Raw genomic sequence first — 26,528 nt, 5'->3', positions numbered from 1 at the left:
CAGCGCGACGATGGCCGCGGCCACAAGTGCCCGCGACGAAGAGGGCCGGTAGTAGCAGGACCGGCTAAGGGAAGATCGGCGTGGGGAAAACCGGCTGGGAAACCTCGTCACAACAACGACACCGCCATTGCCTCGAAGGCCAGGCCCGCGGCGGCGTTGGTGCGGATCCTGGAACGCGTCCGGGTGATCACGTCAATGCGCTTGAGGGATTCCTCCGGCGAACTGTTCGCGGCGTAGTCCTGCAGAGGCGCCTCCAGATGGGAATTGACCAGGTGGGACCCCGTTCCCAGTTGGAGGGTCAGCACGTCGCGGTAGAACGTGGTCAGATCGATCAGGAACCGGTCCAGGGTGTCCGTGCGGATGCGCTTGGAGCGCCGCTTCTGATCGTCCTCGAGTCGCTTCAAGGCGCTGCGCACGCTGGGGGGCATCCGCCCGGATTCCGGTGCTCCCAAGGCCACCATCAGGTGGGCGCGCTCCTCCTCGTGGCGGGTCTCCGCGTCGGCGGTGGCTTCTTCCTCGGCAAGTTTGGTCAACCGGTCGGCCTCCCGCACGGCGTCGGCCACGCCACCCAGGCGAAGCGGCAGTTCCACCACCCGACGACGCCGCTCGCGGGCGTCGTCGTACTGGGCCAGGCGCCTGGCGACGCCCACGTGCGACTGGGCGAGCCGGGCGCATTCCGCGGCCAACGCGGGGGGAACGCCGTCGCGGGTTTCGAGCAGTTCGGCCACGGCCTCGACCGGTGGGATCCGGAGGGTGACCGGGCGGCACCGGGAGCGGATGGTGACCAGCACGTCCATGGGGCTGGGGGCGCACAGGAGCCAGATCGTGTTGGGCGGCGGTTCCTCGATGGCCTTGAGCATGACGTTGGAGGTCCGCTCGACCATACGGTCGGCGTCCTCGACCACCATGACCCGCCACCGGCCCACGGAGGGTTTGTCCTGGGCCCGGACCACGAGCTCCCGGGCATCGTCGATGCGGATCTCGTTGTGTTCGGTGCGGAAATGCGTGAGGTCCGCGTGCGACCCGGATGCGACCGTGCGGCAGGACGTGCAGCGCCCGCACCCGCGCTCCGAAGGGTCCGGCTGTTCACACAGCAAGGCGGCGGCCAGCGCCAGGGCCGCGCTGGATCGCCCCGAACCCGGGGGGCCCGTGAACAACCACGCGTGCGTGGGGCGTTCGTCCTGTGCTGCGCGCTGCAACTGGGCCACCACGGCGTCCTGACCCACCAGTTCGTCCCAGACCGTCACGGCAACCGCCTCGCTCCCAGGATCTCCTGTGCACGTGCGGCGATCCGCTCGGCCAGGGCGGGAACGGGGGAGTCCGCCGGAAGGACCAGGTAGCGGTCCGGGGACTGTGCGGCGAGGTCCAGGAAGGCCTGACGGACCTGGTCGTGGAACTCCTCGGATTCCTGCTCCATGCGATCCTCCGTGCGGGAGGACCGGCGCGCGCGCCCCGTGGCCGCACTCACGTCCAGCAGCACCGTCAGATCGGGCATGAGTCCGCTCACGGCCCAGGTGTTGAGGTCGCGCACCACGGCGGTACCCAGTCCACGGCCTGCGCCCTGGTACGCCACCGAGGAATCGAGGTAGCGGTCGGTCACCACCACCTCCCCGCGCTGCAAAGCAGGGCGGATCACGGTCTCCACATGGGCACTGCGCGAGGCGGCGAACAGCAGCGCCTCCGTCCGTGCGCCCACGGGGGCGTACGCAGGATTCAGGACCAGGTCACGGATCTCCTCACCCATGGGCGAGCCGCCGGGTTCGCGGGTGGTCAGGACGGTGTGGCCGGTGTCCTGGAGGTTGCGGGTCAACCGCTTGATCTGGGTGCTCTTGCCTGCGCCGTCTCCGCCTTCCAACGCGATGAACAGCCCCGGGTACCGTTCGACCGAGCCAGGTTCGTCTGAGCTGCGGTCCTCGGAGGCCTGGCCGGTCGGATCGCCATGGGGAGCGGTGGAAGTCACTGCTCAACTGTAACGGCGGGATCGGACGACGCGACGGGCGAGCCTATTCTTGTGGCATGTCTGATTCCACGGGCCTCCGGCCTGACACGGTCGTGGTTACCGGCGGCCGTCCCGAACCCGTTCACGACGCACCCGTGAGCCCCGCCGTCGTCCTGACCTCGACCTATCGCGGAGCCGGGGAGATGACCGACACCGACCGTGGGTACGGTCGGATGTCCAATCCCACGTGGGAGGACTTCGAAGGGGTGCTCGGTCGGCTCGAGCACGCGGACCTGCCCGCACTGGCGGTGGCCTCCGGGCTGGCCGCCGTGGGGACCGTCATGTCACTCGTACCCGTCGGTGGGCGGGTGGTCATGCCCACCCACGCCTACCAGGGCTCCCAGGTCCTGGTCGACGACGCACAACGCGCGGGCCACTTCACCGTGACCCGGGTGGACGTCACGGACACGCAGGCGGTCCTGGAGGCTGCCGACGGTGCCGACCTGGTCTGGCTGGAGTCTCCGACGAACCCCATGCTGGAAGTGGCCGACCTGCCCGAGATCCTGGCGGCCACCCGTGCCTCTGGGGTGCTGACCGCCGTCGACAACACCTTTGCCACGCCCTTGCTGCAACGGCCCCTGACTCTCGGCGCGGACATCGTGGTGCACTCGGTGACCAAGTACCTGGCCGGGCATTCCGACGTCGTCCTGGGGGCCGTGCTGACCTCCGACCCCGACCTGTGGGCGCGGTTGAAGCACCACCGCACCATCAACGGTGCGATCCCCGGGACTTTCGAGACCTGGCTGGCCCTGCGGGGCATGCGCACCCTGTCGCTGCGGGTCGAGCGTTCGGGCCGCTCAGCGCTGGACCTGGCCGCGCGCCTTGCCGAGCACCCCGCCGTGACACGGGTGCGGTACCCCGGCCTGACCTCGGACCCGGGGCACGTCCGGGCGGCGGCCCAGATGGACGGTGGGTACGGGGCGATCATCAGCGTCGAGCTGGCCACGGATGCCGACGGCGCTCAACGAGTGGTCGAAGCCCTCGAGGTGTGGACCCCGGCCACCTCGCTGGGAGGAGTGGAGTCCCTGGTGGAGCGGCGGCGAAGGCACCACGACGAACCGGCGACCGTCCCCGAATCACTGCTGCGGCTGTCCGTGGGGATCGAGAACGTCGAGGACCTGTGGGCGGACCTGGATCGCGCGTTGGCGACCGTTAGGCTCGGATCATGACCCTCTCGCCCTTCGAGTACCTGATCTCGCAGCTCGTCACCTGGACCGATGTGGCGGCTATTGTGTTCGTGGCTGTCCTGTGCGGCCTCGCCTTCTTCCACTGCCTGGCCAGGACCAAGGCCGTCCAGTTCCAGCGCGCGTTCAAGCGGACGCGGAACTTCTGGCTGGCCGCGACCGGCGCTTGCTTTGCCGTGATCGCACTGGTCCTGGCCATGATTCTCACCGGGCAGTTGGCAAGCAGCAGCTCCTACTTCGTGGCGCTCATCACCGCCACGGTCTGCGGCGTCTATCTCGCGGACGTCAAGCCCGCCGTCGACGTGGAATCCTCCGGTCCCTCTGCCTGGTGACCCGCGGTCCCGCGGCGATCCCAGACCTTTCAGCACGCGGAACCACGAATTCACACAGGAACGCAGACACAGGGCTGCAACACGAGACATCGGCGGTCGCCGCGGTGAAATACTGGGCGCATGGCTACTGAAGCGAAGTACAAGCTGATCCTGCTGCGCCACGGGCAGTCGGACTGGAACGAGAAGAACCTCTTCACCGGCTGGGTTGACGTGCCGTTGACCGAGAAGGGCAAGGGCGAGGCCACCCGCGGCGGTGAGCTGCTCAAGGAACGCGACATCCTCCCGGACATCGTGCACACCTCCCTGCTGCGTCGCGCGATCATGACCGCCAACCTCTCCCTGGACGCCACGGACCGTCACTGGATCCCCGTCAAGCGGTCCTGGCGCCTCAACGAGCGTCACTACGGTGCGCTTCAGGGCAAGGACAAGACCCAGGTGCGTGACGAGTACGGCGAAGAGCAGTTCATGACCTGGCGCCGTTCCTACGACGTGCCGCCGCCCGAGTTGGACGACGACGACGAGTTCTCGCAGGCCCACGATCCCCGCTACGCCGACGTGCAGGACGCCCCGCGCACCGAGTGCCTCAAGGACGTCCTGGAGCGTTTCCTGCCGTACTGGGAAGAGCAGATCGTCCCCGACCTCAAGGCCGGAAACGTGGTTCTGGTCGCCGCGCACGGCAACTCGCTGCGCGCGCTGGTGAAGCACCTGGACGGGATCTCCGACGACGACATCGCCGGCCTCAACATCCCGACCGGTATCCCCCTGTACTACGAGCTGGACCAGAACTTCCGCCCCGTGACTGCGGGCGGCGAGTACCTGGACCCGGAGGCCGCAGCGGCCAACATCCAGGCCGTGGCCAACCAGGGCAAGAAGTGACCTGACCCTGGCGGGCCCCCACCGACGGCCTCAGCACAAGGGCGGGGCCCACAACCGGATGGTTGTGGGCCCCGCCCTTGTGTGTTGGTCCCGCGGGTGACTCAGGCGTCAGAGCCGACGTGCCCGTGACCCGTCGGGTGCTCCACGGAGGCCGACGGGGTCCATTCACCCGTGACCAGGTAGGCAACCTTGCGGGTCACGGAGACCCCGTGGTCTCCGATGCGCTCGAGGTAACGGGCGGAGAGGGTCACATCCACGGCGGTGGAGACGGGGGAGTCCCAGTCCTCGTTGGTCAGCGCGGTGAAGACGCTCTGGTGCAGCTCGTTGACCTTTGCCTTCTTGGCGTAGATCGAGTCGGCCACCCCCATGTCGCGGGTTTCCAGGACCTGGATGACACCCTCGATGATCTCCAGGTCCAGATCGAACATCTGGGTGAACGTGTCCACCAGCTGCGGGGGCAGAACGGGTTCCGGGTAGCGACGACGGGCGTCCTGGGCCAGGTGGCGCGCCAGGTCGCCCATACGCTCGAGCGAAGAACTCATCCGCAGCGCACCCACGATCATCCGCAGGTCGGAGGCCACGGGCGCCTGCAGGGCCAGGATGTCGATCGACCGCTCGTCGAGTTCGTTCTGCATGAAGTCGATGCGGGCGTCTCCCGCGATGACTTCCTGCGCGGTCTCCAGGTCGGCGTCCAAGAAGGCCTGGCGGGCCTCGCTCAAGGCCTTGTCCACCAGTTTGGCGATTTCAACCAGTTCCTCGCCGACCTGCTTCAGTTCAGCCTGGAAAACTTCGCGCATCGCGCGCTCCTCTCACATCGCGTGTCCAGCGCGGGAGGAAACGGCGGCCGGATCAGTCGGCCGCGTCCCCCGTGTGGGCATCGACAATTTTCGGGCGCACGGCAGCGCCCGTAGATCCATCAGAAGAGTTTACCGGCGGTGCCGACCCCGTGCGTGCCCGGGCCGGTCCCGACGGCGGTCGGGTGGGTGAACGTCTGACCAACTCGTGCGTAACCGTTCATGACCAGGTGACGCGCGGGGTCCCCACGGGGGTGGTTCTGCCCCCACCGGGTAGTTCGGCCGCTTACTCTAGGTGCCGTGGACTCATCCGTCGTCGCCGCCGTCTCCGGGCTCATCGGCCTGCTGCTTGGCCTGAGCGGTCTCCTGGTGCTCCGGGGGACCCCCCGTCGCCGTGCGGACGCACTGGAGATCGACGAACCGGGCCTGCCCGATGGAGCCGCCGACGTGCTGTCCGTGATCGGACAGGCCTACGTGGTGGTGGACGGTGTGGACGGTGTTGTCAGGGCATCACCGGCCGCCTACGCCTTCGGACTGGTGCGCGGATACTCCGTGGCCCAGGAGGACTTGCTGAAGATGATCCGGTCCGTGCGGGCCACGGGAGTGACGGAGGAATACCGCCTGGAACTCGGACGCGGTCCCAACCACTCCGGTGCCACGGTCCTGGACGTGCGCGTGGCGATCCTAGGCGACGAGTACGTCCTGCTGCTCGCGGAGGACCAGACGGAGATCGTCCGGGCACAGTCCGTGCGCAGCGACTTCGTGGCCAACGTGTCGCACGAACTCAAGACCCCCGTGGGTGCCATCCGCCTGCTGTCCGAAGCCATCGGCGACGCCGCCGACGATCCCGACGCCATCCGTCACTTCACCCAGAGCCTGCACAAGGAGTCAGAACGCCTGACCGCGCTGGTGCAGGACATCATGGAACTCTCCCGCCTGCAGGGCACCGACGTCGTCGCGGCGGGCCGCCCCGTGGACCTGGACCGGGTCATCGGTGAGGCCGTGGACCGGAACCGCCTCACCGCTGAGTCGCGCGAGATCAAGATCGTCGTGGGCGGGCAGGTCCAGGCCCAGGCCTTCGGCGACGCCGACCTGCTCACCACCGCCCTGCGCAACCTGATCGACAATGCCATCCGCTACTCGCCGCCCGCAACACGCGTGGGGGTGGGTGTCCGGGAGCGCGAGGGCATGATCCAGATCTCCGTGACCGACCAAGGCCCCGGCATCTCCGAAGAGGAGCAGGAACGGATCTTCGAGCGCTTCTACCGCGTGGACGCGGCGCGCTCGCGGCAGACCGGCGGCACCGGGCTGGGACTGAGCATCGTCAAGCACGTGATGCAGCAGCACGGCGGTGAGGTCACGGTCTGGTCCCGGGAAGGGCAGGGCTCCACCTTCACTCTGTCGGTTCCGGTCATGGAGGACATGGACGCCCTCGATCAAGCGGCCGAGGGGACCGAGAAGCCCGGCGAACCACCGCAGCCCGCAAGGAACCAACCGACCGACCGCGGTGCCGGAGAGCTCGCGGCGCCGATGACCAACCAAGACGCGAACGGAGAACTACGATGACCCGGATCCTGATCGTCGAAGACGAGGAATCCCTGTCGGATCCCCTGTCCTACCTGCTCGGTCGTGAGGGGTTCGAGACCGAGGTCGTGGACAACGGCCTCGACGCCGTCAGCGAATTCGAACGCGCCGGGGCCGACCTGATCCTTCTGGACCTCATGCTCCCGGGCCAGTCAGGAACCGAGGTCTGCCGTCAGATCCGCCAACGCTCCGCAGTGCCCATCATCATGCTCACCGCCAAGGACGCGGAGATCGACAAGGTCGTGGGCCTCGAGCTGGGCGCGGACGACTACGTGACCAAGCCCTACTCCTCCCGCGAGCTCGTCGCCCGGATCCGGGCCGTGCTGCGTCGTCGTACCGAACCCGAGGAGGTGGAGACGGCCACGGTGGCCGCCGGACCGGTCCGGATGGACGTCGAACGCCACGTGGTCAGCGTCGCGGGCGAGGACATCAGCATGCCCCTCAAGGAGTTCGAGCTGCTCGAGATGCTGCTGCGCAACGCCGGTCGGGTGCTGACCCGCGGCCAGCTGATCGACCGCGTGTGGGGTTCCGACTACGTCGGCGACACCAAGACTCTGGACGTCCACGTCAAACGTCTGCGCTCCAAGATCGAGCCGGACCCCTCGGATCCCAAACACCTGGTCACGGTCCGTGGCCTGGGGTACAAGTTCGAACTGTGAACCCTTGCGCCTGAGCGCCGCGCAACCCTGAGCGCTCCGTCGCTGGGTGCGGGCACGACGAAGGCCGGGGAGGAACCCATCCAGTGGGTTCCTCCCCGGCCTTCGTCGAAGCGTAGGAGTGCGATGCGCAGACGGGTCAGTGCCCGCCTTCTTCACCCTCCGGGGCCGGGGTGTTGGACGGGTTGCCCGGCGTGGACGGCGCCCCGCCCGGGATGTACTCCGCGTAGCGCGGGAACGTGTGGTCCAGAACCGGGACGGACTTGGTCAGGGAACCGCCGTCGGTGGTGAAGGTGACCTCGACCATCTCACCGGGCTGGGCTCCGGCGGGTTCCAGCAAGGTCTGGTTGTCGGTGTCCTCGAGCCGCGTCTCGCTGTCCGCCGGGACCTCGATCTGCGCGTTGGCTTCGGAGGTCTTCAGCTCCAGCGTGATGTCCTGGTCCGAATCGTTGACCACGGTGCCCAGGACGCGGCCGGGATCCTGCTCCGACTTGGCAACGATCAGGATGTTGTTCAGTGAGACGTCGTCGATCTTCTCCACCAAGCCGTCCGAACCCGAGTACTCCAACGTGGTGGCTTCGGGGTTGACGTACGAGCAACCGGTCACTGACACGGTGGCTGCGACAACTGCAGCACACAGGCCAACCATCCTGACCTGCTTGCGGGCGGCGATGTTCACGGCGCGAACTCCTCGACGGTTCGATGTCTTTTGAATCTCATGCTATCCGCTTGACGACGGTTCGTCCGCATCCGAGACCCGGATGGCAGCACAGGTTGCAGGCCGCTACATGGTTCGAACGTCCGGGCCGGGGCCGATCGCTGCCCGCGGACGCCCGGAAACACGCCGAAGCCCCGTGCTAGAATCGGTCGTCGGAAAGGGGCACAAAACATGGTTTTCGAGGTTGGCGAGACAGTCGTCTACCCCCACCACGGGGCGGCACTGATCGAAGAGATCAAGACCCGCACCATCAAGGGCGAAGAGAAGATGTACCTCAAGCTCAAGGTCACCCAAGGTGATCTGGTGATCGAGGTACCCGCGGAGAACGTCGACCTGGTGGGCGTCCGCGACGTCGTCGACGAAGAAGGCCTCAAGGAGGTCTTCGCGGTCCTGCAGGCGCAGGACGTCGAGGAAGCCAGCAACTGGTCGCGTCGCTACAAGGCCAACGTGGAAAAGCTCGCCTCCGGTGACGTGCTCAAGGTTGCGGAAGTCGTCCGTGACCTCTGGCGGCGGGACAAGGACCGTGGCCTGTCCGCTGGCGAGAAGCGCATGCTCACCAAGGCTCGTCACATCCTGACCTCGGAGCTGGCGCTGGCCAAGGACATCGACGAAGAAGAGGCAGAGAAGCGCCTCGACGACGTCCTGGCGGCCTGATCCGCTCGATCACGCACGGTCACCGTCTCCGACGGCGGACCTGCTGACTCCCGCGCCATGACGCCACAGCCACCACGAGTTCAGACGACGGCGAACCCACCCATTCCCGGTGGGTTCGCCGTCGTCGTCGTTGCGGCAGGATCCGGAACCAGGCTGGGGCAGGGCATCCCCAAGGCCTTGGTCCGGGTGGGTGACCGCACGATCCTGGAACACTGCCTCACCGGCATCACCACCTCCGGTGTGACCGCCGACGACGGCGACTGGGACGAAGGCCCCGTGGTGGTCACTGTGCCCGCCGGGGACACCGGCCTGACGGACGTTGCTCGCAGCCAGGGCGCTGTCGCTGTGACCGGCGGTGCCGATCGTGCGGACAGCGTGCGCAACGCCCTGGAGCACCTCCGCGCCCTCGGGTGCCGACCCCGGGGCGTTCTGGTGCACGACGCCGCCCGGTGTCTTGCACCCACGGAGGTGTTCGCCAGGGTTGCCCGAGCGCTGGTGGACGGTCAGGAGGCGGTGATCCCGGTCCTCCCCGTCGTGGACACCATCCGTGCGGTGGATGGAACGGGTGCTTGTCAGGGCGTGGTCGATCGCAGCGGCCTCCGCGCTGTTCAGACCCCGCAAGGCTTTGACTGGGATCTCCTGTTGGCGGTCAACGACGCCGCCGCAGACCACCCGGAGGTCTCCGTCACGGACGATGCCTCCTTGGTGGAGAAGTTCTCCGACCGCACCGTCCACACCGTTGCGGGGGATGACGCCGCCCTGAAGATCACCCGCCCCTTGGACCTGGTCCTCGCCGAGGCGCTGCTGGCCAGAACGCTGAACAGGACGGAGCCCCGACCGTGACCGAACCGGTACTGCCCCGCACGGGAATCGCCGTGGACGTGCACGCCTTTGCCGATGACCAGGAGTGCGCCGCAGCCGAGGACGGGCTGGTGCCCCTGTGGCTCGCGGGCCTGTACTGGCCGGGGGAGCGCGGGCTGTCCGGACACTCGGACGGCGACGTCGTCGCCCACGCGGCCGCGGACGCCTTGTTCTCCGCCGCCGGGTGCGGAGACCTGGGCTCGAACTTCGGGGTGGACCGCCCCGACATGAAGGGCGCCTCCGGGCTGCGGATCCTCGCGGAGGCGGCCGAGATCGTCAGTCGGGCGGGGTTCACCCCCGGGAACATCGCCGTGCAACTCGTCGGCCAGAAGCCCAAGTTCGCACCCCGCCGGGACGAAGCCCAAGCCGCCCTCACCCGCGCTGCCGGGTGCTCCGTGACCGTGTCCGCCACGACCTCCGACCACCTGGGATTCACCGGACGTGGCGAGGGCCTGACCGCTGTGGCCACCGCCTTGGTGATCCCCACGCCCTGACCCGGGGCGGGTGCCGAGCGGGTTCCCGCACGGTCCAGGCGACCGGAGGGTGAGGGCGGCCCACCGGGCCGACCCCGGGGTCGATAGACTTGCCCGCGTGACCTTGCGCTTCTACGACACTGCGACCGCCTCCGTCCGCGACTTCACGCCCGTCCACCCGGGGGAGGCCAGGCTCTACTACTGCGGCGCCACCGTGCAGGGCCGACCCCACATCGGCCACGTCCGCTCGGCACTCGTGTTCGACATCCTGAGCCGATGGCTGCGCTTCCGCGGGTACCGGGTCACCTCGGTCCGCAACGTCACGGACATCGACGACAAGATCCTGACGAACTCGGCGGCCTCCTACCGGGAGGACTTCGACGGCGAGCACCCCCTCGAACCCTGGTGGGCGCTGGCCTACCGGTTCGAAAAGGTCTTCACCCAGGCCTACGCCGCTCTGGGCATCGAGGACCCGACCTACGAGCCCCGCGCAACGGGCCACGTGCCGGAGATGCACGAACTGATCGCGGAGCTCATCGATGCCGGTCACGCCTACCCGGCTCAGGACGGATCCGGCGACGTCTACTTCGACGTGCGTTCCTGGCCCCGTTACGGCGAACTGACCCGGCAACGCGTCGAGGACATGCAGGACGCCCCCGACGCCGATCCGCGCGGCAAGCGCGACCCGCGTGACTTCGCCCTGTGGAAGGGACACAAGGACGGAGACCCGCAGACCGCGTCCTGGGATTCGCCCTGGGGCCGAGGACGCCCGGGGTGGCACCTTGAGTGCTCGGCGATGGCGGGCAAGTACCTGGGCGAGACCTTCGACATCCACGGCGGCGGACTGGACCTGCGTTTCCCGCACCACGAGAACGAACTGGCCCAGTCCGCGGCGGCCGGACGCGGGTTCGCGAACTTCTGGTTGCACAACGGCCTGGTCACCTACGAGGGCGACAAGATGTCCAAGTCCATCGGCAACACGATCGCCCCGGACGAGATGCTCCGGTTGGCTCGGCCCCTTGCCGTGCGTTACTACCTGGGCCAGGCCCAGTACCGGTCCGTGCTCGACTACCGCCCGACGTCCCTGGAGGAGGCCACGGCCGCCGTCGAACGCGTCGAGGCCTTCCTCAAGGCCGCCGCGGAGGCCGGACTGGACCTGACCTGGACGGCCGAGGACGTGCCGGAGGCCTTTGCCGAGGCCATGGACGACGACCTCAACGTGCCGCGCGCTCTCGGCGCCCTGCACGACGCCGTACGGCAGGGCAACGCCGTGCTCCACGGTGAGCAGGCCGGTGGGAACAGCGACCAGGAGCACGACGGTGTGGCGGCCTCCCAGGCGCGTGCCGTTGCGGCCATGACCGAGATCCTGGGGCTGCGTCAGCTCATGGACCTGGAGGGCACCGCCGGTGGGGGTGAGCACGCTGCACTGGACCACCTGGTCCGGGACCTTCTGGATCGCAGGGCCGCGGCCCGGGCGGACAAGGATTGGGCGGAAGCCGACCGGTTGCGGGATACTCTGTCGGCCGCCGGTGTGAGCGTGGCCGACGGTGCGAACGGGTCCACCTGGACCCTGGGCTGACACCCGATCCAGGGCCGACACAGCACGACACGGACCGAGCACGGCGAGCAACCGAGGCCTCCACGGAACACGGGGCCGGACGAACAGGCGGGATGAGGACAATGGCAGCAGGTCGACGACCGGGCGCGGGCAACAGCAAGAAGAAGGGGCCCAGCGTGGGAACCGGGGGTCACGGACGCCGTCGTCTCGAAGGCAAGGGCCCCACCCCCAAGGCCGAGGACCGGCCGTACCACAAGGCTCACAAGATGAAGAAGGCCGCCGAGCGCCGCAACGCAGCGCGCCCCAAAGGTGCCGCCGACCGCGGACCGGCGAAGACCCACAACCGCCGCGGGCCCGGCAAGACCGAGGACCTGGTGACCGGACGCAACTCCGTGCTCGAGTCGCTGCGCTCGGGCATCCCGGCCAAGACGCTGTTCATCGCGACCAGGATGGAGGTCGACGACCGGATCCGGGAGACGCTCAAGCTGTGCGCCGAGGCGAACGTGCCGGTGCTCGAGGCCACCAAGCCCGAACTCGATCGCTTGACCGAGGACGCCGTGCATCAGGGGGTCGTGCTCCAGGTGCCGCCGTACGAGTACGAGGACGCCGATGACCTGCTCGAGTCCGTCATGGGCCAGTGGCAGGACCGCGCCCAGGGGGAGGACGGCCGCCCGCCGCTGGTGGTGGCCCTGGACGGCATCACCGACCCCCGGAACCTGGGTGCCATCATCCGCAGCGTCTCCGCCTTCGCCGGCGATGCCGTGATCCTCCCGGAGCGACGTTCGACCGGGGTGACCGCAACCGCCTGGAAGACCAGTGCGGGCGCTGCCGCCCGGGTGCCCGTCGGCAAGGCCACCAACCTCAACCGTGCGGTGGAGAAGGCCAAGGCCAACGGGTACTTCGTAGTGGGTCTCGACGGCGGAGGCGACGTCGACCTCCCGGGTCTGAAACTGGCCACCGAACCGTTGCTCGTGGTCGTCGGCTCCGAAGGCAAGGGCCTCTCCCGCCTGATCACGGAGAACTGCGACCAGATCGTGTCCATCCCGATCGACTCGGCCATGGAGTCCCTCAACGCGTCCATGGCGGTGGGCATCACCCTCTACGAGATTGCGCGGCGTCGTGCCGGCTAGCGACCGCCCGCTCAGTTCCAACCACCCGAGACCCCGTTCACGTCCCCTGGGGGTCTCGCGGACACCGGGGGAGAGCCTCGCGGCGAACGTCGCGGTCTGGGCCCCTGGATTGGAGTCGGTGGATCTGATCTGGGCCGAACCGGGCCAGTCCTGGCAGCGTCACACGTTGCGGCACCTCTCGGGTGGGATCCACTTCGATCTCATCCACGTCAGCCCCGACCGTGCACTGGCCGCGGCCAACAGCGACCGCGACCCATACGTGTTCATGGCCTTGCCGCCGGGCACCCGTTACGGGTTCATCCCGTCGTCCTCGACCATGCTCAGGGAGGGCAACCGGACGCCTGAGACCGAGCAGATCCTGCTGGACCCGCACGGGCTGGGCCTCGAGCGGGTGGGAAGGCCGGACCATCTGCCGATCCACGACCCCCGGACCGATGCCTACGGAACCCGCTATGTCTCCTCCGTGGTCGACGAGCGCTTCGACTGGGACGGGGACGTGCACCCGGACATCCCGTGGCGTGACACGGTGATCTACGAGGCCCACGTGAAGGGCCTGACCATTCAGCACCCGGAAATCCCCGAGGACCTCCGTGGAACGTACGCGGGCCTGGCCCACCCGGTCATGACCGACTACCTCAAGTCCCTGGGCGTCACCACGGTCGAGCTCCTGCCCATCCACGCGCACCTGGACGAAGCGCACCTGACCGAGAACGGTCTCAGCAACTACTGGGGCTACAACACGCTGTCCTACTTCGCCCCGCACGCGGCCTACGCGACGCCACAGGCCCGCGCCCGCGGATCCCAGGGCGTGCTGGAGGAGGTCAAGGCCACGGTCAAGGCGTTGCACGCGGCCGGGCTGGAGGTCGTGCTCGACGTCGTCTACAACCACACGGCCGAAGGCGGGGCAACGGAGCAGGCCTACTGTTGGCGCGGTCTGGGGGACCAGCAGTGGTACCGCCATCACGACGGCCACTACCTGGACATGACCGGATGCGGGAACACCCTGGACTTCGCCAACCCCAACGTGGTGCGCATGGCCCTGGACTCCCTGCGGTACTGGGTGCGGCAGCTCCACGTCGACGGCTTCCGCTTCGACCTGGCCCCCGCGTTGGCGCGGGACGCCAGCCACCACTTCACCGCGCGCCACCCGTTCCTGGTGGCCGCCAACGCGGATCCCGCGATCGGCGCCTCCAAGCTGATCGCCGAACCGTGGGACGTGGGCATGGGCGGCTGGCAGACGGGCAACTTCCCTCCCGGTTGGGCGGACTGGAACGATTCCTACCGGGACACCGTGCGCGACTTCTGGCTCACCGATCAGCGGGCCATCGCGTCCGGGGGCACCGGCGGCAGCCTGTCCCGGCTCGCGGACGCCCTTGCGGGGTCGAACAGCCGGTTCGCCGCCTCCGGGCGAACCCCGCTGGCGGCCGTCAACTTCGTCACGGCGCACGACGGGTTCACGCTCTACGACCTGACCGCCTACGACCAGAAGCACAACCAGGCCAACCGCGAGGACAACCGGGACGGGACGAACGACAACCACTCCTGGAACCACGGTGAGGAAGGCCCCGCCGGCACCGCGTCGGTCCGGGCCGCGCGAGCCCGCACCGCGCGCAACATGATGGCCACGTTGCTGCTCTCCCAGGGCACCCCCATGATCACGGCAGGCGACGAGTTCCTGCGCTCGCAGGGCGGCAACAACAACGCCTACTGCCAGGACTCACCCATCGGGTGGGTGAACTGGAGCATGACGCCCGCGGACCGTGCCATGCTCTCCTGCACCCGGGAGCTGCTCAAGTTGCGGCGACGCTTCATGAACGCCCAGCCGGACGACTACATGCACCGCGTGCAGGACGTGCGGATGGACTGGTTCTCCCCGAACGGCACCCCCATGCAGCCCGACGAATGGCAGGCCGCGGGATTCCGGACGGTGCAGATGGCCGTCGGGGCCCGGTCGGGAACGGCGAAGGGCATGGTCCTGGTCAACGGTGGCCCGAACGACGTCGAGGTGAGGCTGCCCGACCAGGACTCCGTGGAAGCGTTCACGGGCACGGAGACGCCCGACGATGCCGACCGTTCGGTCCTGACCGGATTCGAGCTGCTGTTCTCGACTGACGCGGCCCTTCGACCCTTCTACGGAACGGCCATCCCAGCGGGAGGTTCGACCGTGGCCCCTGCGATGTCGGTGACGGTGCTGCACCTGGTCTGACCCGGTCCGCACCACGTGTCCGACACAGTCGCACCCACCAAAAAGCGAACGGCCGTTCCGGGAAAATTCCCGGAACGGCCGTTGCCGTACTCCTGGAGTCAGGCCGTGGCCACCAGACCCAGTTCGGCCCTATTGGTCAGGGACTCGTGCTGCGGGAGGACCCGCACCGTGTACCCGAACGGGCCGGAGCGGTCGATCGTGATCGAACCGGTGAAAGCCCACTTTCCGTCGTCGGTGCTGCGCACCTGGTCCAGCCGCGCGAAGCTGCGCTCGTGAATGTGATCGGACTCGGAAACCCGTCCGTACCCGATTTCCACGTTCACATCCGTTGGCTCGAGTTCGCCCAGGTTCACGTACGCGGTCACCGTGAGGTTGTCGCCGATCTGCGGCACCTCGGCCACGGCGTCGGCCTCAACATGATCGACCCGGACCTCCTGCCAGTGACGCCGGACATTCTCGGTCCACTTGGACGCAACACGGGCCGCGGCGTGGTCCTCGGCCGCCACACTCCGCCCCGAGTCGGCCGCGGGCACGTAGAGCTGCGTGACGTAGTTCTCGAGCATGCGTTTGGAGGACACCTTGGGGCCGAGGGTCGCGAGGGTGTGCTTGACCATGGCCAGCCACTGGTGGGGCACGTTGTCACCGCCGTCGGCCGACTTCTCACCGTAGAACCGCGGCGCCACGTGGTCCTCGATCAACTCGTAGAGTGCGGCCGCCTCGATGTTGTCGCGTTCGTCGGTCGAGGCGCGGTTGTCCGCCGTCGGAATGGCCCAACCGTTCTGGCCGTCGTACATCTCGTCCCACCACCCGTCGAGTACGGACAGGTTCAGGCCCCCGTTGATGGCGGCCTTCATGCCCGAGGTTCCGCAGGCCTCGAGGGGGCGGAGCGGGTTGTTCAACCAGACGTCGCACCCCGGGAACAGGGTCCGGGCCATGGCGATGTCGTAGTTGGGCAGGAACACGATCCGGTGCCGGACCTCGGGGTCGTCCGTGAACTTCACCAGGTCGCGGATCATCTGCTTGCCCATCTCGTCGGCCGGGTGCGACTTGCCCGCGACCACCAGCTGGACGGGGTGCTGCGGATCCAGCAGCAGCCGCTTGAGCCGCTCAGGGTCGCGCAGCATCAGGGTCAGGCGCTTGTAGGTGGGGACACGACGGGCGAAGCCGATGGTCAGGACATCCGGATCCAGCACGGATTCGGTCCACCCGAGTTCGGCGTCGGCCGCGCCGCGCTTCTTCCAGGACGCGCGCAGCCGCGTGCGGACGTCTTCCACCAGGGCTTCACGGAGTTCACGACGCACGGCCCATAGCTTCGCGTCGTCGACCTTGAGCACGGCGCGCCACCGGGAGGCGAGATCCGGCTGGGAGCGGTCCACCGCGAGTTCCTCGATCCGCGGATCGATCCAGGACGGGACGTGGACGCCGTTCGTCACGGAGCTGATCGGGACCTCGTCGTGGTCGAATCCCGGCCAGAGTCCGGCGAACATCTCGCGCGAGACCTTGCCGTGCAGCTGTGCCACACCGTTGGCGCGCTGCGCCAGGCGCAGGCCCATGACGGCCATGTTGAACTTGCTCGGGTCGCCACCTTCGTAGTTCTCATCGCCCAGCGCCAGAACGTTCGCAGTGGGGACCGCCGGGACCAGACCGGCAGAGAAGAACCGGTGGATCTGGTCCTTCTCGAAGCGGTCGATGCCTGCGGGCACGGGAGTGTGCGTGGTGAAGACGGTAGCCGAACGAACGGCGGTCAGGGCCTCTTCCCAGGACATGGGAACCCCGGTCTCGCCAGGGGCCATGAGCTCGGAGATCCGTTCGATCCCCAGGAACCCGGCGTGGCCTTCGTTGCAGTGGAAGACCTCGGGCTCCGGTGCTCCGGTCAGGCGGGAGAAGGTGCGCAGGGCGCGCACGCCACCCATGCCGAGCAGCAGTTCCTGCTGGAGCCGGTGATCGCCGCCGCCGCCGTAGAGGCGGTCCGTGACGTTACGTGCGTGTTCGTCGTTGTCGGCGATGTTGGAGTCCAACAGCAGCAGCGGCACGCGACCGACGTCGGCCCGCCAGATCTGTGCGAGCAGTCGCCGACCGTCGGGCAGCGGCAACTCCACGCGGGCCGGGGTCCCGTCCTCCTCGCGCAGGAGGCTCAGGGGCAGTCCGTCGGGGTCCAGGACCGGGTAGTTCTCGAGCTGCCAGGCGTCGCGGGACAGGGACTGCTTGAAGTACCCGTGCTGGTAGAGCAGGCCGACGCCGACGATCGGGATGCCCATGTCGGAGGCGGTCTTGAGGTGGTCGCCGGCCAGGATGCCCAAGCCGCCGGAATACTGCGGGAGAACGGAGGTGATGCCGTATTCGGCGGAGAAGTAGGCGATGGACTTGGGTGCGTCTGCGGAGAGTTCCTGCTGGTACCAGAGGGACTCGGTCAGATAGGTCTCCAGGTCGGCGTCGAGCGCGCGGATGTGTTCGACCGTTTCCGGGTCGTGGGCGATCTGTTGGATTTCTTCGCGCGTCAACGAGCCGAGCAACTTGACCGGGTCGTGGTTGACGCTGTCCCAAGCCTGCGGGTTGAGATCGGCGAAAAGCTGTTCGGTGGGCTTGTGCCACGACCAGCGGAGGTTGTTGGCGAGCCTGCTCAGAGGGCGAATCGACTCGGGGAGGACAGTGCGTACGGTGAACCTGCGGATAGCCTTCACAGGCGCAGGATAGCCGCTGCCGGGCCGCCGCACGATTTCGTTGCACGTCCTCTCACGATCACCGGTTGTGAGGCTCCGCATGACGCTGGACAGGTCCTACTTTCGCGACCGACTACTACCGGAGCGGTCCGACTGACTACGGTGTGAGATGTGACTTCGAATGACTCGAACAAGCCCGCAGCCATCAAGCCCGAAGCCGTCGATCCCCGTGCTCCACGCCGTTCGTCGACGGACGGAGCCGTCACGAAACCGGCCCCGGCGTCCTCGCCCCTGCCGGCGACCGGTGCCGCCGCAGCAGGTACCACCGAGGCCGAGGCGGTCCTGGACCGTTCCGGGTTGGTCTACGGGCGTATCCCGATCGAACAGGTCTCGCCCGTGGTGCACGAAGGGCGACGCCCCGCGACCGCACTGCCCGGGGAGGACATCCGGGTTCAGGCCACGGTCTTCAGGGAAGGCCACGACGCACTCGGCGTCTCCGCGGTCCTCTTCGACCCGCAGGGTGAAGTGCGTCAGCGCGTGCCCATGAAGCTGACGGCACCGGGTACCGACCGGTACGAAGGATGGCTCCGGCCGGAATCCGTCGGTGACTGGAGCTTCGAGGTCGAGGGCTGGTCCGACGTCTTCGGCACCTGGCACCACGACGCGTCGATCAAACTGGCCGTCGGCCAGGACGTCGAACTCATGATGGATGAAGGCGCCCTGGTCTTCGAGCGGGCCGCGGAGGAGACCGATCGCCCCGAGGCCCAGCGGCGGCACTTCGCGTCAGTCGCCGAACACTTGCGGGACCGCTCCGTGCCCGCCGGGCAACGCTTCGCGCAGGCCACCGACCGAGGCATCCTCTCCGCGGTGGAGCACCAGCCGATCCGCGCCCTGGTGACGACGTCGCAGCGCTACCCGTTGCGGGTCGAGCGCGACGAGGCCGGACGCGGCGCCTGGTACGAGTTCTTCCCGCGTTCGGAAGGCGCCGAATGGGACCCGGAGACGGGCCGCTGGCGCTCGGGCACGCTGGTCACGGCGGCGGAACGCCTCGACGCGGTGGCCGGAATGGGCTTCGACGTCATCTACCTGCCGCCGATCCACCCGATCGGTGTCGCGCACCGCAAGGGCCCCAACAACTCGCTGACCCCCGCCCCCGGTGATCCCGGATCGCCCTGGGCCATCGGTGCCGCCGAGGGCGGGCACGACACCATTCACCCGGACCTCGGCGGTTTCGAGGAGTTCGATGCCTTCGTGGCACGGGCCGAGGCCTTGGGGCTGGAAGTCGCGATCGACCTGGCGTTGCAGGCCTCTCCCGACCACCCGTGGGTCACGGAGCACCCGGAATGGTTCACCACGCGAGCGGACGGAACCATCGCCTACGCCGAGAACCCGCCCAAGAAGTACCAGGACATCTACCCCCTGAACTTCGACAATGACCCCGAGGGCCTTTCCCTGGAGGTCCTGCGGATCGTCAAACTGTGGATGTCCCACGGCGTGCGGATCTTCCGCGTGGACAACCCCCACACCAAGCCCCTGTGGTTCTGGGAGTGGCTGCTGGCAGAGGTCCACAAGGTCGACCCGGGCGTGGTGTTCCTCGCGGAGGCGTTCACCCGTCCCGCCATGATGCAGGGGTTGGCCAAAGCCGGTTACCAGCAGTCCTATTCCTACTTCACCTGGCGCAACGCCAAGTGGGAGCTCGAGGAGTACCTGCGGGAGATCTCGCAGGAGACCGCCGGGCACTACCGTCCCAACTTCTTCGTGAACACCCCGGACATCCTCACGGACTACTTCGTCCAGGGCGGGCGTCCGGCCTTCAAGATCCGCGCGGCCCTGGCGGCAACGGCGTCGCCGCTGTGGGGCATGTACGCCGGCTACGAGTTGTACGAGAACGTGCAGCGCCCGGGCGCCGAGGAAGCCAACGACAACGAGAAGTACCAGTACCGCCCCCGGGACTTCGACGCCGCCGAGGCACGTGGCGACTCCTTGGCCCCGTACGTGCGCCGCCTCAACCAGATCCGGCACGAGCACCCCGCACTGCTCGACCTGCAGAACCTCATCCTGCACAACACGGACGACGACGCCGTCCTGTGCTTCTCCAAGACCAAGACGGTGCAGGACGACGACGGCGAACACGAGGACACCCTGATCGTCGTCGTCAACACGGATCCGCACGCGGTGCGCATGGCCAACATCAACCTGGACCTGGCGGCGTTGAAGCTGCGCCCGGAGGATCTGGGTGAGGACGGCACCTTTGCCGCCGACGACCTGCTGACCGGTGCCTCGTGGCACTGGGGCGAGCACGTGTGGGTGCGACTCGACCCGTTCTACGAGCCCGTGCACATTGTTCAGGTGCGCCGTAGCCGATAATCGACAGAAATCAGCAGGAGGCTGAGGGTGTGCTCGCCCCGGGCAGGGGAGAGCACACCCTCACCGCCCCGCACGAATGACGCGCGAACCGACGTAGCCCAGGAGAAGTTGACTCTGTGAACGCCATCAATCCTTCCAACTTCGGGATCAACGCCCCGGGAATCTCCCACGATCCCGACTGGTTCCGCAAGGCCGTCTTCTACGAGGTCTTGGTCCGGGCCTTCTCGGACGCCAACGGCGACGGGTCGGGGGATTTCTCCGGGTTGATCGACAAGCTGGACTACCTGCAGTGGCTGGGAATCGACTGCCTGTGGATCCCACCGTTCTACGAGTCGCCGCTGCGTGACGGCGGGTACGACATCTCGGACTACTACTCGGTCCTGGACGAGTTCGGAACGGTGTCGGACTTCAAGCGGCTGGTCGCCGAGGCGCACGCCCGGGGGCTGCGGGTCATCACCGACCTTCCGCTGAACCACACCTCGGACCAGCACCCCTGGTTCCAGGCCTCCAGGGAGGATCCCGAGGGCCCGTACGGGGACTTCTACGTCTGGTCGGACACGGACGAGTTGTACCAGGACGCGCGCATCATCTTCGTGGACACCGAGGAGTCCAACTGGACCTTCGACCCCGTACGGCGGCAGTTCTTCTGGCACCGGTTCTTCTCCCACCAGCCCGATCTCAACTTCGAGAACCCCAAGGTCGAGGAAGCGGTCTTCGACGTCGTCAAGTTCTGGCTGGACATGGGGATCGACGGGTTCCGGGCCGACGCGATCCCGTACCTGGTCGAGGAAGACGGCACCAACTGCGAGAACCTCCCGGGAACCCACGACTTCCTGGTGCGGTTGCGTCGCATGGTCGACGAACAGTACCCGGGGCGCGTGATCATCGCGGAGGCCAATCAGCCGCCCGAGGAAGTGGTCGAGTACTACGGCAGCGAGGAGGACCCCGAGTGCCACATGTGCTTCCACTTCCCGATCATGCCGCGGATCTTCTACGCCCTGCGGGACCAGAAGGCGGCCCCCATCGTGGAGACCATGGACAACACCCCGGCCATCCCCAACGGGACCCAATGGGGAACGTTCCTGCGCAACCATGACGAGCTGACCCTGGAGATGGTCACTCCGGAGGAGCGCCAGGCCATGTTGGGCTGGTACGCCCCGGACTCCCGGATGCGTGCCAACGTGGGCATCCGGCGCCGTCTGGCCACGTTGCTGGACAACTCCCGGGCGGAGACGGAGCTGATCCACGCCCTCCTGTTCGCCATGCCGGGCAGCCCGTTCCTGTACTACGGGGACGAGATCGGAATGGGCGACAACATCTGGCTCGAGGACCGGGACGCCTCACGGACTCCGATGCAGTGGACTCCGGACCGCAACGCGGGGTTCTCCACGGCGGATCCCGGCAAGCTCTACCTGCCCGTGGTGCAGTCCCTGGTCCACAACTTCACGCAGACGAACGTGGAGGCCCAGCTCGCCTCCTCGTCGTCGCTGTTGCACTGGATCCGGCGCATGCTCTTGGTCCGCCGCGAACACCCCGCATTCGGCATGGGTGACTACCGCAACGTGCCCACCGACCACGAGTCCGTGCTGGCTTTCGTCCGTGACTACCGAGCCGAGGACGGGGACAAACACGCTCCGCAGTCGGAGACCCTGATCTGTGTGTTCAACCTGTCGCACACCCCGGCGAGGGCCACGCTGGACCTGGCCGAGTACGCGGGCCGGGGCTTGCGCGAGGTCTTCGGGGGAGAGACGTTCGGCGCCGTGGGCAACGACGGGAACTTCCACGTCACCCTGGGAACGCAGGACTTCTACTGGCTGCGCCTACGCGGGGCTCCCGACGCCGACGGCAACCAACCGGAGACCCGGGCACTGCCGATCGTCTCGTCCCTGGGCTGACGGGATGCACACCATGTGGAATCGGGCCGAACCACGGCGTTGACCCGCACCATGGCATGTTTCGACTACCAGGATTCGACCACCAGGATTCCACGATCAGGAGGGCTCCGTTGAGTACCACCGCCACACTTCCCGAACGAGTCCCCGGGGCGCTCGAAGAGCTCCTGACCGCTTGGCTGCCCACTCGCCGCTGGTTCCCGTTCGACGCCGCAGCAGGGTCTCCCCGCGTCTCGGTCATCGCTGAAGTACCGGTCCCCACGGCTTCTCCGGACACCGATTCCGCCGGGCAGACCGACGCCGGGCACATCGACGCCGGGCCTGCAGACGACGTGCACGTCCTGTACCTCGTCCGCGCCGAACTGAACGGCCGGAGCGAGCTCATGCAGGTTCCGTTGACCTTCGGCACCGCCGGGAGCGGGAGCAGCATCGGGTCCGTGCGAACCAGCCGCGGTACCGTGGAGGTCCGGGAGGCCGTCGACGACCCCCGGTTCCTGGAGGCCACGCTCGCTCTCATGCGGAACAACGGCCGCGTCGGCACCGGAGAACACGGATTGGTGGGGGCCGCCAACGGCTCCTTGAACGCCGTCAGCGCCGTACGTTCCGAGGACCAGGTACAGGTCATCTCCGCGGAACAGTCCAACACCTCCGTGATCGTGCGCCCGACCGAACCAGGCGAGGCCGCAGTGATCCTCAAGTTCTTCCGCGTGGTCTCTCCCGGAGCCAACCCGGACGTGGAAGTCGGCCGCGAACTGACGGATCTCGGGTGCTCCGTGGTCCCCAGGACCTGGGGATGGGCCGACCTCACCTGGGCCGCGGACTCGGGCGACGCCACGGGTCAGGTCGTCGTCGTCACCGAACTGATCGACGGCGCTTCGGACGCGTGGGCCGGAGCCGTGGAAGCAGCCACGGCCGGACAGGATTTCACCACTGAGGCTCGTGAACTCGGCCGTGCGACGGCCCGGATGCATCGCGACCTGGTCAGTGCTTTCGGGGCCAAGAAGCCCGACGACGAACAACGCCGGAGCCTCTTGGGCGCGATCCGGCAACGGATCGACTGGGCTCGCGAGGAGCTCTCGCCCCGGTTCGACCAGGACTCCACGCAGTTCGACGGCGCACTGACCGAACTCGATGCCGCGTGCAAGCTGCCACCCCTGCAGCGCATCCACGGTGACTACCACCTGGGGCAGGTTCTCCGGGGCGCGGACGGCGCGTATCGCATCCTGGATTTCGAGGGCGAGCCCCTGCGGCCCATCCACGAGCGTGTGCTGCCCGACCTGGCGCTGCGCGACGTCGTCGGAATGCTGCGATCGCTGGACTATGCGGCGGCCTTCGGCCAGAAAGCCGCCGGTGCCGATCGCACCCAGTGGGGTGAATCGGCGGCCGACGCGTTCCTTGAGGGCTGGTCGGAGGTCAGCCATAGGCCCGTAGACCGGCAGGATCCTGTCTTCCGTGCCCTGTGGCTGGACAAGGCCCTCTACGAGCTGGTGTACGAATCACGCAACCGTCCGAGCTGGGTGGACGTGCCCGCACAGGCGGTTGAAACTGCGTTGCGTCCGGTCGCGAGTACGTCTCAGGCCACGCCCGCGGACGGATCAACGGCACCCGCCACACCGTCCACCGAGGGCTCCGTAACCGCACCACCGGCCGGTCCCGATGCACTGCCGCAAACGCAGACGTCACCAGTAATGTCGCCCGAAACATCGCCCGCGGATCCCCCCGCAGAGCCCGAACACACCGGAAGTGAGCACCCCGTGGAACACACCGTCTCCGAGGACGTCCTGGCCGCTGTCGCCGAGGGTCGGTATTACGACCCCCACCAGATCCTTGGTGCGCACCCCGCCGGCGACGGGACCGTGATCATCCGAACCCTGCGCAGGTTCGCGAAGGAGGTCTCGGCGGTACTCGCCGACGGCAGCACGCACCGCCTCAGCCACGAATGGGGCGGCATCTTCACGGGCCGGGTACCCGCCGACGGCGACGGCGTCCCCGACTACCGACTGCTCGTCACCTGGGGTGAGCAGGAGCCGGTCGAACTCGACGACCCCTACCGGTACGCGCCGACGCTCGGGGACCTGGACCTGCACCTGATCGGGGAGGGACGCCACGAGACGTTGTGGGACGCCCTCGGTTCCCACGTCCGGTCCTGGTCCTCGTCCTTCGGCGAGATCAAGGGCACGAGCTTCGCCGTGTGGGCCCCCAACGCACAAGCTGTCCGGGTCATCGGTGACTTCAACGGTTGGGACGGCACCGAACACGCCATGCGCTCGCTGGGCGGCAGCGGCGTCTGGGAGGTCTTCATCCCCGGGGTTGGCGTGGGCACCACCTACAAGTACCGCTTGCTGGGCAAGGACGGCCAGTGGCGGGACAAGGCAGACCCCATGGCGCGCTGGACGGAGGAACCCCCGCGCACCGGATCGCGTGTGTGGGACGGCGGCTACGAGTTCACCGATGACGCCTGGATGACGCGTCGTGCGGAGACCGATCCCCACAACTCGCCCATGAGCGTCTACGAAGTCCACATCGCCTCCTGGCGCCAGGGCCTGTCCTACCGGGACCTGGCCACGGAACTCGTGGACTACGTCCGCACGCACGGCTTCACGCACGTGGAGTTCATGCCGGTGGCCGAACACCCGTTCGGCGGGTCCTGGGGTTATCAGGTCACGGGTTACTACGCGCCGTCGTCGCGGTTCGGTGACCCCGATGACTTCAAGTACCTGGTCAATGCCCTGCACGAAGCGGGCATCGGGGTCCTGGTCGACTGGGTGCCCGGGCACTTCCCCAAGGACGACTGGGCGCTGGCCAAGTTCGACGGCGAACCGGTCTACGAACACCCGGATCCCCGCCGTGGCGAACACAAGGACTGGGGCACGTTGATCTTCGACTACGGCCGTACGGAGGTGCGCAACTTCCTGGTGGCCAACGCCCTCTACTGGCTCGAAGAGTTCCACGTGGACGGTCTGCGGGTCGATGCGGTGGCCTCGATGCTGTACCTGGACTACTCCCGCGAAGACGGCGAATGGGCACCCAACCAGTACGGCGGGCGGGAGAACCTGGAAGCCATCGCGTTCCTGCAGGAGGCCAACGCCACGGCGTACCGGCGCAACCCGGGCATCGTGATGATCGCCGAGGAATCCACCGCCTTCCCGGGCGTCACGCAGCCGACCGAGAACAACGGTCTGGGCTTCGGCATCAAGTGGAACATGGGTTGGATGCACGACTCCCTGGAGTACGTGGCGGAAGACCCGATGTACCGGCACTACCACCACGGGAAGCTGACCTTCTCGCTCGTGTACGCCTACTCGGAGAACTTCATCCTGCCGATTTCGCACGACGAGGTCGTCTACGGAAAGGGCTCCCTCCTGCGCAAGATGCCGGGCGACCGTTGGAAGCAACTTGCCGGGGTGCGCGCCTACTTGGCCTTCATGTGGGCTCATCCGGGCAAGCAGCTGGTGTTCATGGGGCAGGAGTTCGCCCAGGAAGCCGAGTGGAACAACGAACGCAGCCTGGACTGGTGGCTGGCCGACACCGAACCACACCGGGGCGTGCAGAACCTGGTCTCCCGGGTCAACGAGGTCTACAAGGACACCCCGGCGCTGTGGGCCCAGGACAACACGCCCGACGGGTTCACGTGGCTGGACGCGAACGACGCCCAGCGCAACACGCTCTCCTTCGCACGGTGGGATCGGGAAGGCAACCCCCTGGTGTGCGTGGTCAACTTTGCCGGTAACCCGCACCACGACTACCGCGTCGCCCTGCCCATGGCGGGCGAATGGGAGGAAGTCCTGAACTCCGACGCCGAGATCTACGGCGGGTCGGGCGTGGGCAACGGCGGGAAGATCGTCGCAGTGCAGGAGCCGCACTACGCTCAGCCAGCCCACGCGAACATCACGGTCCCGCCGCTGGCCGCACTGTGGCTGCGTCCCGTGGGGAAGTGACCCCCACAGCAGGCAGTAGCCGGGATCTCGTTGGACCGACCGAAGCGGGTCCCGAAGGCGAACGCCCGCGGCCCGCACCCCGTCGTATGAGGGGTGCGGGCCGCGGCCGTTCGGTCATTTGCGCGGGCCCGATGCCGCGTGTACTGTTTCACCTCGTTGCTCCGGCGGCCCACCGAAAGGGAAGGCCGACCGAAACGGGAAGTCTCCGAGGAGTTCACCCGCCTGACAGGCGGAGTTGACGCCGAGGACACCGGATCGGTAGAGTAGTGGAGCACTTCGGCGAGGTGCAGAAGCACCGAACGAGCCGCACACTGACGCAGATCACGAAGGAAACTTCGGTTGCTCAGCATGCGGTGGCGACAAAGCCCTCGACCGTCCTGTTGTTTGAGAACTCAATAGTGTTTTGTTTGTTTGTTGATACCAAATTTTTTGTTTGTTTGGTTGATGCCTGCCCTGGGGTTTCGTTCCCGTGATCGTGGGGTGGGTTTTCGGCCGGGTTTTGATGTTTTCGTTGAAACATGTTTTGTTTTTTGACGGAGAGTTTGATCCTGGCTCAGGACGAACGCTGGCGGCGTGCTTAACACATGCAAGTCGAACGATGAAGCGGTGCTTGCACCGTGGATTAGTGGCGAACGGGTGAGTAATA

At 67.5% G+C, this 26,528-nt stretch carries 19 protein-coding genes and 1 rRNA gene; 15 read left to right on the top strand and 5 right to left on the bottom strand.

What is annotated here, in order from left to right; genetic code table 11:
- Positions 1 to 107: 107 nt before the first annotated feature.
- Both EDL96_RS11205 and tmk read right to left on the bottom strand, forming a co-directional pair.
- Positions 108 to 1,247 carry a DNA polymerase III subunit delta' gene (locus EDL96_RS11205; RefSeq protein ID WP_123826164.1) on the bottom strand — a complete coding sequence of 380 codons (1,140 nt, stop codon included), beginning with the start codon at positions 1,245 to 1,247 and terminating at the stop codon, positions 108 to 110.
- The gene (gene tmk / locus EDL96_RS11200; RefSeq protein WP_123826272.1) at positions 1,244 to 1,867 is read right to left on the bottom strand and encodes a dTMP kinase; all 624 of its coding nucleotides are present in this window, start codon (positions 1,865 to 1,867) and stop codon (positions 1,244 to 1,246) included. The genes EDL96_RS11205 and tmk overlap by 4 nt, the downstream gene beginning before the upstream one ends.
- A gap of 149 nt (positions 1,868 to 2,016) precedes the next feature.
- Between tmk and EDL96_RS11195 the strand changes: the two genes are divergently transcribed.
- The 3 genes from EDL96_RS11195 to EDL96_RS11185 all read left to right on the top strand — a co-directional run bounded on the left by EDL96_RS11195 (position 2,017) and on the right by EDL96_RS11185 (position 4,391).
- Positions 2,017 to 3,168 carry a trans-sulfuration enzyme family protein gene (locus EDL96_RS11195; RefSeq protein WP_123826162.1) on the top strand — a complete coding sequence of 384 codons (1,152 nt, stop codon included), beginning with the start codon at positions 2,017 to 2,019 and terminating at the stop codon, positions 3,166 to 3,168.
- Positions 3,165 to 3,515, top strand: a complete 351-nt coding sequence (locus EDL96_RS11190) for a DUF2516 family protein (protein ID WP_123826160.1) — start codon at positions 3,165 to 3,167, stop codon at positions 3,513 to 3,515. The genes EDL96_RS11195 and EDL96_RS11190 overlap by 4 nt, the downstream gene beginning before the upstream one ends.
- A gap of 120 nt (positions 3,516 to 3,635) precedes the next feature.
- The gene (locus EDL96_RS11185) at positions 3,636 to 4,391 is read left to right on the top strand and encodes a phosphoglyceromutase (RefSeq protein ID WP_123826158.1); all 756 of its coding nucleotides are present in this window, start codon (positions 3,636 to 3,638) and stop codon (positions 4,389 to 4,391) included.
- 101 nt (positions 4,392 to 4,492) lie between these two features.
- Here the strand turns inward: EDL96_RS11185 and phoU are convergent, their stop codons facing one another.
- On the bottom strand, positions 4,493 to 5,188 hold the full coding sequence (gene phoU / locus EDL96_RS11180; RefSeq protein ID WP_123826156.1) for a phosphate signaling complex protein PhoU: 696 nt from the start codon (positions 5,186 to 5,188) through the stop codon (positions 4,493 to 4,495).
- Positions 5,189 to 5,485: 297 nt separating this feature from the next.
- Here phoU and EDL96_RS11175 point away from each other — a divergent pair, with 297 nt between their 5' ends.
- Complete coding sequence (locus EDL96_RS11175; RefSeq protein ID WP_123826154.1) at positions 5,486 to 6,751, top strand: sensor histidine kinase; 1,266 nt, start codon at positions 5,486 to 5,488, stop codon at positions 6,749 to 6,751.
- On the top strand, positions 6,748 to 7,428 hold the full coding sequence (locus tag EDL96_RS11170) for a response regulator transcription factor (RefSeq protein ID WP_123826152.1): 681 nt from the start codon (positions 6,748 to 6,750) through the stop codon (positions 7,426 to 7,428). Before EDL96_RS11175 ends, EDL96_RS11170 begins: the two co-directional genes overlap by 4 nt.
- A gap of 136 nt (positions 7,429 to 7,564) precedes the next feature.
- Here the strand turns inward: EDL96_RS11170 and EDL96_RS11165 are convergent, their stop codons facing one another.
- Positions 7,565 to 8,104, bottom strand: coding sequence for a hypothetical protein (locus EDL96_RS11165; RefSeq protein ID WP_123826150.1), 540 nt, complete (start codon positions 8,102 to 8,104; stop codon positions 7,565 to 7,567).
- A gap of 210 nt (positions 8,105 to 8,314) precedes the next feature.
- Here EDL96_RS11165 and EDL96_RS11160 point away from each other — a divergent pair, with 210 nt between their 5' ends.
- From EDL96_RS11160 to glgX, 6 genes are all read left to right on the top strand, one after another.
- The gene (locus EDL96_RS11160) at positions 8,315 to 8,797 is read left to right on the top strand and encodes a CarD family transcriptional regulator (protein ID WP_123826148.1); all 483 of its coding nucleotides are present in this window, start codon (positions 8,315 to 8,317) and stop codon (positions 8,795 to 8,797) included.
- A gap of 57 nt (positions 8,798 to 8,854) precedes the next feature.
- A complete protein-coding gene (locus EDL96_RS11155; RefSeq protein WP_123826146.1) occupies positions 8,855 to 9,640 on the top strand; it encodes an IspD/TarI family cytidylyltransferase in 786 nt (261 codons plus the stop codon).
- On the top strand, positions 9,637 to 10,152 hold the full coding sequence (gene ispF, locus EDL96_RS11150; protein WP_123826144.1) for a 2-C-methyl-D-erythritol 2,4-cyclodiphosphate synthase: 516 nt from the start codon (positions 9,637 to 9,639) through the stop codon (positions 10,150 to 10,152). The genes EDL96_RS11155 and ispF overlap by 4 nt, the downstream gene beginning before the upstream one ends.
- Before the next feature lie 97 nt (positions 10,153 to 10,249).
- On the top strand, positions 10,250 to 11,710 hold the full coding sequence (gene cysS, locus EDL96_RS11145) for a cysteine--tRNA ligase (RefSeq protein ID WP_123826142.1): 1,461 nt from the start codon (positions 10,250 to 10,252) through the stop codon (positions 11,708 to 11,710).
- A 101-nt stretch (positions 11,711 to 11,811) separates the two neighbouring features.
- Positions 11,812 to 12,819: a 23S rRNA (guanosine(2251)-2'-O)-methyltransferase RlmB gene (rlmB, locus tag EDL96_RS11140; RefSeq protein ID WP_123826140.1), complete on the top strand. Its 1,008-nt coding sequence runs from the start codon at positions 11,812 to 11,814 to the stop codon at positions 12,817 to 12,819.
- A 118-nt stretch (positions 12,820 to 12,937) separates the two neighbouring features.
- Complete coding sequence (glgX, locus tag EDL96_RS11135) at positions 12,938 to 15,025, top strand: glycogen debranching protein GlgX (RefSeq protein WP_233568853.1); 2,088 nt, start codon at positions 12,938 to 12,940, stop codon at positions 15,023 to 15,025.
- Positions 15,026 to 15,123: 98 nt separating this feature from the next.
- On the opposite strand, the gene glgP is transcribed toward glgX, so the two are convergent.
- Entirely contained in the window at positions 15,124 to 17,706 is a 2,583-nt protein-coding gene (gene glgP, locus EDL96_RS11130; protein WP_199732596.1) for an alpha-glucan family phosphorylase, read from the bottom strand.
- 321 nt (positions 17,707 to 18,027) lie between these two features.
- Between glgP and EDL96_RS11125 the strand changes: the two genes are divergently transcribed.
- The 4 genes from EDL96_RS11125 to EDL96_RS11110 form a co-directional block, all read left to right on the top strand.
- A complete protein-coding gene (locus EDL96_RS11125; protein WP_123826268.1) occupies positions 18,028 to 20,052 on the top strand; it encodes an alpha-1,4-glucan--maltose-1-phosphate maltosyltransferase in 2,025 nt (674 codons plus the stop codon).
- A gap of 116 nt (positions 20,053 to 20,168) precedes the next feature.
- Complete coding sequence (gene treS, locus EDL96_RS11120; protein ID WP_407656955.1) at positions 20,169 to 21,947, top strand: maltose alpha-D-glucosyltransferase; 1,779 nt, start codon at positions 20,169 to 20,171, stop codon at positions 21,945 to 21,947.
- Between the two features lie 110 nt (positions 21,948 to 22,057).
- Positions 22,058 to 25,882 carry a 1,4-alpha-glucan branching protein GlgB gene (gene glgB / locus EDL96_RS11115; RefSeq protein ID WP_233568852.1) on the top strand — a complete coding sequence of 1,275 codons (3,825 nt, stop codon included), beginning with the start codon at positions 22,058 to 22,060 and terminating at the stop codon, positions 25,880 to 25,882.
- Between the two features lie 530 nt (positions 25,883 to 26,412).
- Positions 26,413 to 26,528 (top strand): 16S ribosomal RNA (locus tag EDL96_RS11110); the annotation flags it as partial.

The organism is Kocuria soli, assembly GCF_003797835.1.
Lineage (GTDB): Bacteria > Actinomycetota > Actinomycetes > Actinomycetales > Micrococcaceae > Kocuria > Kocuria soli.
Note: the sequence above shows the minus strand (reverse complement) of the source record. Positions and strands in the feature narration are given on the sequence as shown.